Origin of the sequence: Mesorhizobium qingshengii (assembly GCF_900103325.1) — a bacterium.
In the GTDB taxonomy this organism is placed as follows: Bacteria; Pseudomonadota; Alphaproteobacteria; order Rhizobiales; family Rhizobiaceae; genus Mesorhizobium; species Mesorhizobium qingshengii.
This window is the reverse complement of record NZ_FMXM01000110.1, coordinates 1-1,319: the sequence shown is the minus strand read 5'-3', so window position 1 is coordinate 1,319 and position 1,319 is coordinate 1. Positions and strand designations below refer to the sequence as shown.

Sequence of the window (1,319 nt, the reverse complement as noted above, 5' to 3'; positions counted from 1 at the left end):
TTCACCGGCGTCGATATCTTCTTCGTCATATCGGGCTATCTGATCAGCGGCAGCCTGCTCGACGATCTCGAGCGCGGCCAGTTCTCGATCGGCCGCTTCTACTGGCGCCGCGCGCGGCGCATCCTGCCGGCGCTGACCTTCGTCATCCTGCTCGCCAGTATCGCCGCCTGGTTCATCCTCCTGCCGTCGGATCTCCACGAGTACAGCCTGAGCGTAATTGCGGCCTCGACCTTCTGGTCGAACATCTATTTCTGGAAAACGACCAACTATTTCTCCATCGACGCGGAACTGCGGCCGCTTTTGCACACATGGTCGCTTTCGGTCGAGGAGCAGTATTATATCTTCGCGCCGGTCCTCGTATATCTGATCTACCGATACGCCTCGAAGCGCTGGCTGACGATATTGCTGCCGATTGCCATAGGCAGTTTTGCCCTGGCGGTCATGGCAACCACGCTGGCGCCGACCGCCGGCTTCTACCTCTTGCCGACGCGCATCTGGGAACTGGCGCTGGGCGCCATGCTCATGCTGAGAAAGCCGCCGGCGCTTGCCAGCCGTCCGCTGACTGAACTGATCGGGCTGGCCGGTTTTGGCCTGATCGCCTTCGGCTTCCTGACGATTTCGGAAAGCGATCCGTTTCCGGGCTACAATGCCCTGTTTCCCTGCATCGGAACGGCGCTGCTCATCTATGCCGGCCAGCCCCATGCGGACAGGCCGGTCCCTGTCGCCACGCAGGTGCTGCGGCTCACACCGCTGGTGTGGATCGGCCTTATCTCCTATTCGCTCTACCTCGTTCACTGGCCGATCAATTCGTTCGTCCATTATCTCTCGCTCAAGGCCATCGGCGTGCCGACGATCATGGCGATGATCGTGGCCAGCGTCGCGCTGGCGACGTTCTCGTGGAAATATGTCGAGCAGCCCTTCCGCCAGAAGCGGGCCTTCACTGCCCCCCTGCCCATCTTCGCGTTCTCGGCGACGGCGATCGCCCTGTTGTGCGTCGTCGGCTTGGCTGGTGCGCTGGGCAAGGGTTTTCCGCAGCGGTTCCCCGATTTCTCGACGGAACGGGTCCTGGTGGGTGACTGGCGCAATGGCGTCTGTTTCAACGAGGGCGGGAGCCGGATCGAGAACTGGAACCTCGCCGACTGCACGCGGACGCATGGCTTTGCCACCAATGTGCTGCTGTGGGGCGATTCCTTCGCCGCGCACTACGTATCGGGGCTGGAGGCCAATGCACAGAAGATCCAGGCCAACGTCGTCCAGTACACCTATGCCGGCTGCCCGCCCAATCTGAGCTACTTCTCCTATGCTCGGCCGGCCTGCAC

At 61.9% G+C, this 1,319-nt stretch carries 1 protein-coding gene; it reads left to right on the top strand.

The window, feature by feature from the left end; all coding sequences use genetic code 11:
* A partial coding sequence (locus BLS48_RS34640) for an acyltransferase family protein (protein WP_091586700.1) occupies positions 1-1,319 on the top strand: 1,319 nt, incomplete at both ends.